The organism is Mesorhizobium sp. (assembly GCF_004962925.1).
Classification (GTDB): Bacteria; Pseudomonadota; Alphaproteobacteria; order Rhizobiales; family Rhizobiaceae; genus Mesorhizobium.
In genome coordinates this window covers 9,348-14,161 of record NZ_SUEO01000147.1, presented here as the reverse complement: position 1 = coordinate 14,161, position 4,814 = coordinate 9,348, and the positions used below count along the sequence as shown (strand labels likewise).

The 4,814-nt window shown below is 63.4% G+C and carries 6 protein-coding genes; 3 read left to right on the top strand and 3 right to left on the bottom strand.

All coding sequences use genetic code 11. The features are described 5' to 3' along the window. Positions 1–514: FAD-dependent oxidoreductase (locus E5W87_RS24535; RefSeq protein WP_292403415.1), on the top strand; the 514-nt coding region annotated here is incomplete at its 5' end. 185 nt (positions 515–699) lie between these two features. Here E5W87_RS24535 and E5W87_RS24530 read toward each other — a convergent pair. Further along, a complete protein-coding gene (locus E5W87_RS24530) occupies positions 700–1,803 on the bottom strand; it encodes a saccharopine dehydrogenase family protein (RefSeq protein ID WP_292403412.1) in 1,104 nt (367 codons plus the stop codon). Positions 1,804–2,007: 204 nt separating this feature from the next. Here E5W87_RS24530 and E5W87_RS24525 point away from each other — a divergent pair, with 204 nt between their 5' ends. Continuing rightward, positions 2,008–2,436, top strand: a complete 429-nt coding sequence (locus tag E5W87_RS24525) for an Lrp/AsnC family transcriptional regulator (protein WP_292403410.1) — start codon at positions 2,008–2,010, stop codon at positions 2,434–2,436. Between the two features lie 241 nt (positions 2,437–2,677). Here E5W87_RS24525 and E5W87_RS24520 read toward each other — a convergent pair whose 3' ends face one another. Continuing rightward, the gene (locus E5W87_RS24520; protein WP_292403408.1) at positions 2,678–3,163 is read right to left on the bottom strand and encodes a hypothetical protein; all 486 of its coding nucleotides are present in this window, start codon (positions 3,161–3,163) and stop codon (positions 2,678–2,680) included. 55 nt (positions 3,164–3,218) lie between these two features. Then, positions 3,219–3,977 carry an SDR family oxidoreductase gene (locus tag E5W87_RS24515; protein WP_292403405.1) on the bottom strand — a complete coding sequence of 253 codons (759 nt, stop codon included), beginning with the start codon at positions 3,975–3,977 and terminating at the stop codon, positions 3,219–3,221. A gap of 273 nt (positions 3,978–4,250) precedes the next feature. On the opposite strand from E5W87_RS24515, the gene E5W87_RS24510 reads away from it, so the two are divergent. Further along, positions 4,251–4,616, top strand: coding sequence for a RidA family protein (locus tag E5W87_RS24510; RefSeq protein WP_292403402.1), 366 nt, complete (start codon positions 4,251–4,253; stop codon positions 4,614–4,616). The last annotated feature ends 198 nt before the right edge of the window (positions 4,617–4,814 follow it).

Here is a 4,814-nt window from a genome sequence, read left to right as displayed (position 1 = left end):
CATCGACGATCAGTGCCGCACCTCGATGCGCGGCATCTTTGCCATTGGCGACGTCACCGGCGAGCCGATGCTGGCGCACCGGGCGATGGCGCAAGGCGAAATGGTCGCCGAGATCGTTGCCGGCCACAAGCGCAGCTGGGACAAGCGCTGCATTCCCGCAATCTGCTTCACCGATCCCGAACTCATCACCGCAGGTCTGTCGCCGGACGAGGCAAAGGCCCTCGGCGGCGAGATCAAGGTCGGGCTATTTCCGTTTGCCGCCAACGGCCGGGCGATGACGAAGATGGGTGAGGATGGGTTTGTCCGGGTCGTTGCCCGCGCGGACAATCATCTGGTGCTCGGCATCCAGGCGGTCGGCCAGGGCGTGTCGGAACTGTCGACAGCCTTCGGCCTGACGCTGGAAATGGGCGCAAGGCTAGAGGACATCGCCGGCACCATCCACGCTCATCCGACGCAAGGCGAAGGTTTTCAGGAAGCGGCGCTGAAGGCGATGGGGCACGCGCTGCATGTTTGAGGCGGGGTGTTGAGCGCGTGATCTCCCCCCTTGAGGGGGAGATGTCGCCGAAGGCGGCAGACGGGGTCGCCGCGCGTGAAGCGCCAACCTCCATCTGTCACAAAGAGGTCGCATCCTGTCGAACCGACCCCCTCTGGCCAGCCGGCCATCTCCCCCTCAAGGGGGAAGTTACAAGCTCGGCCGGCTCATCCCGCCAGCCGGCTAACCATCTCATGCTGCGCATAGGCGTGGCCGAAGCGGTTGGCGAGGAAGGCGTCGAGCGCGATGTCCTCCTGCTTGATAAAACCCTTCGCCGGCAAGGTGCCGTCGGCCAGCATATCGAGCACCGCGCAGATGGCGGAGGCGGTGGTGATCTGGATGGCGCTGCGCACCATTTCGCCGACCCGCTTGGCGTAGATCTTGTTGGCGTAGGTCTCCTGCAGCAGACGGCCGTTCTTGCGGCCGCTGACGGTGACGAAGACGATGACCACGTCCTGCAACGTCGCCGGCAGGGCGCTTTCAAAAATGTCCTTCAGCACGTCGCGGCGGTGGCGCAGGCCGAGATCGTTGAGCAGCGCCTTCATGATCGCGGCGTGGCCGGGGTAGCGGATGGTGCGATAGTTCAGCGTGCGCACCTTGCCCTTCAGCGTCTCGGCCAGCGTGCCGAGCCCACCCGACGTGTTGAACGCCTCGTAGGTGACGCCGTCGAGCGAGAATTCCTCGCGCTCCTCCAGCGGCGGCACCTCGATCAGCTCGCCCTCGACGATCGCCTCGCAAGGCTCGCAATATTCATTGATGACGCCGTCCGTGCTCCAGGTCAGATTGTAGTTCAGCGCATTCGACGGGTATTGCGGCAGCGCGCCGACCCGCATGCGCACGCTTTCCAGAGAGTCGAAGCGGCTGGCGAGATCATTGGCGACGATCGAGATGAAGCCGGGCGCCAGCCCGCATTGCGGAATGAAGGCGCTGTTGGCGGAGCGCGCCAGTTCCTTGACCCGCCTGGTGCTGACGACGTCCTCGGTCAGGTCGAGATAATGCACGCCGGCGCTGGCCGCCGCTTCGGCGATGCGTGTGGTCAGATGGAAGGGTGCGGCACTGAGCACCGCGAACTTGCCGGCCAAGGCCGCTTCGAGCGTGCCTGATGCTTCGATATCGAGTTCGAGCGTTTCGACCGTATCGGGCAATTCGGCCGCGCCGAGCTGTGCGGCCGAGCGGTCGACGAGGGTGACGTGATAGTCGCCGGTGGAAGCCAGCATCTCGGCGATGGTCGAGCCGATCTTGCCGGCGCCAACAACAATGATTTTCTTCATGACCGGTTCCCTCGCCCCTGAAGCGCGTGGCGCTTCAGGCCTTTGTCTATGCATGTCGTTATCCCAAAACCGCTGCGCACTTTTGGGCGACATGCATTGGATTGCTCAAGACGATAGAATCGCAGCTTGCCTGTCGAAAGGAAGCGTGGAATTGTGCGAAACGAAGTGTCTTGTTGATCAAAATGCCGATGAGGTTCGTCGAAAGTGCTTAGTAACGCCGAACAGGCTCTGCTTTCCCTGCTGCGGGCGAATGCGCGTGCCTCGACGGCCGAGCTGGCACGGCGGCTCGGCGTGTCGCGAACAACGGTGCAAAGCCGGATCGAGCGGCTGGAACAGCGCGGCATCATCGCCGGCTATGGCGTAAGGCTTTCGCCGGACTACGAACAGGGACTGGTGCGGGCGCATGTCCTGCTCACCGTCACGCCCAAGCTTGCCGACAAGGTCGTGCGCAGCCTGCAGGCGCTGCCGCCGGTGCGGACGCTGCATTCGGTGAGCGGCAATTTCGACATGATCGTCATCGTCGATGCGCCGTCGATCAAGGATCTCGACACGCTTCTCGACCAGATCGGCGCGATGGATGGGGTCGAGCGGACATCGTCCTCGATCATCCTGTCGACGCGGATTGATCGCTGAACGGCAGAACTAAAGCCGTTCTGTAGCGATCCTTCGCGCCCCCCTCTGCCCTGCCGGGCATCTCCCCCACGAGGGGGGAGATTGGCAGCTTCAGCGCCCCGCTCACTTCTGCAACGATGGAGATTGGCGAAAGCCGGGATGACGGCCGATCTCCCCCAATGGGGGAGATGTCCGGCAGGACAGAGGGGGGCGCTGTCCCGCTGGCATCAAAAGGTTCCGGCATCGTCGTGATGGCCGGCTTCTAACTGCCGAGCGGGTGCGGCATGTAGCCGACGAAGCCCGATATTTTCCAGCTTCCCTGCACCTTGGTGCAGAAATAGAGGGTCTGCCATTTCAGCCTCTCGGCGCTGCCGTCAGGCTTGGCGATCGAGCCGTTGAACTTCTTGTGCAGCACGGCGCGGTCGCCGTCGACGTCGATATCGCGCATGTTGGTGATGCGAAACAGCGCCTCGCGCAGCGGTTCGGCGAATTTCGTCGCTGCGGTTTCCCTGGCCTGGCGCAGCCACTCGTCGCGGTAGGAGGTGAGCGTCGGGAACTGCAGCCGCCAGGCATCCGCATCGCTGAGGAAATGGGCGTGCATGCCGAAGAAGCACGAGGCCACGAAATCATCCTCGACCATCGCCCAGTCCTGGCCGAGGAAAGCGTCGATGTCGCGCCGCACCAGCATTTCCCAAAGCGCATGGCGGTCGGCGTCGCCGGGCGGAAACGGGTTCTTGTCGAAGGTCACTTTTGCTCCCCTGTGTTGCGGTGTTTCGGTCGGTTAAAGGCTCGACTTGATCCGCTCAGCCGCCGATCTGGTCCAGAAACGGCAGATTGCCGGCCATCAGGCCGGCATCGACATTCAGGGTCGTGCCTGTGATGCCGCTGGCAAAGGGCGACGCCAGGAATACCGCGGCGCGGGCGACCTCGACGGGTTCGACCAGCCTTCCCAAGGGATAGAGCTTGCCGACGGCGGCGAGGATCTCCGGCTTGTTGGCAAGGCGGTGTTCCCACGCCCCGGTCCGGATCGAGCCGGGAATGACGGCGTTGGCGCGGATGCCGTTGCGGCCTTCCTCGGTGGCGATGGCGCGCATCCAGGCGTTGAGCGCTGCCTTGGCGGCAGCGTAGGCGGGGTTGCCGAAATGGGCCTGTGCGTTGACCGAGGAGATGAACACGAAGGCGGCGCCTTGCGGCTGGTTGCGCATGACGGGAAGCAGTGCCTGCGACAGCAGTGCGGCGCTGCGAAAATTCAGATCCATTTCGCGATCGAGGGCTGCCGTCGAGACATCGGCGAGCGTTTCCGCCCGCGTCCAGCCGGCGTTGGAGATGACGGCCGCCGGTGCAGCGCCTTCGCCAATGCGCTTGGCAAATGCCGTCACGGCGTCGTCATCGAGCAGGTCAAAATGATGCGCCTCTTCTATGCCGGCGCCGGTCAACTCGGTGCCCTCGCGATCGCAAGCGACCACCCTGGCCCCGCATGCAGAGAGGACGGCGACCAGCGCGCCGCCGACGCCGCCGGCCGCGCCAGTCACGACCACGCTGCGACCACCGAAATCGATCATGCGGCTCCTCGTTCTTTCCTCGCCAATCCTCGCCTGCCGGACGTCATGACGCAATCGCTCGTCTAGCAGGATGCTGATGCTCTTGTAATAAAGCAACATGAATTCCAAAAAATGTTGCTTTCCAACACGGCCTGTATGAGAATCGCTGGGACAGGCGTAGACCTTCCGGTGGGAAACGGGCAAACCGGAGTAGCGAAAGAGCCCAAACCGCGCGGGCTAGGCGGCGATTGCCGGAAGGCAAAGCGCCGATGTTTTTTGAACAGGAGGCCTTCCTTGCCCAAGCAGTGTTTTGGAACATCCCATGTGCCGCTGTCGCCGGCGGTCCGGGCCGGCGATATGGTCTATGTCTCCGGCCAGGTGCCGGTCGGCAACGACGGCGTGGTGGTCAAGGGCGGCATCGCCGAGCAGACCGAGCAGGTGCTTTCCAACGTCAAGGCAGCCTTGGCGCTGGCCGGCTGCACCATGGACGACGTGGTCAAGACGACGGTTTGGCTCGAGGACGCGCGCGACTTCGGCGCCTTCAATGCCGTCTATGCCAGGCATTTCCCAAAGGATCCGCCGGCGCGCACCACGGTCGAGTCGCGGCTGATGATCGACATCAAGATCGAGGTCGAAGCCGTCGCCTACAGACCGGTCTGAGAGCATTTTGCAGCCAAATGGAATCATTTGGCGTCCGCATAAATGCGGCAAACAAATAGGTAGAGCGAGTTACGGTTCCCAGGAACCGGAACTGCTCTAACGGAACGGAGGCGGACGCCGATGCAATTTGATCTCCTGCTGAAGGGCGGCCGCCTCATCGATCCGGCGTCCGGCCTCGACGCGCAACGCGATCTGGCC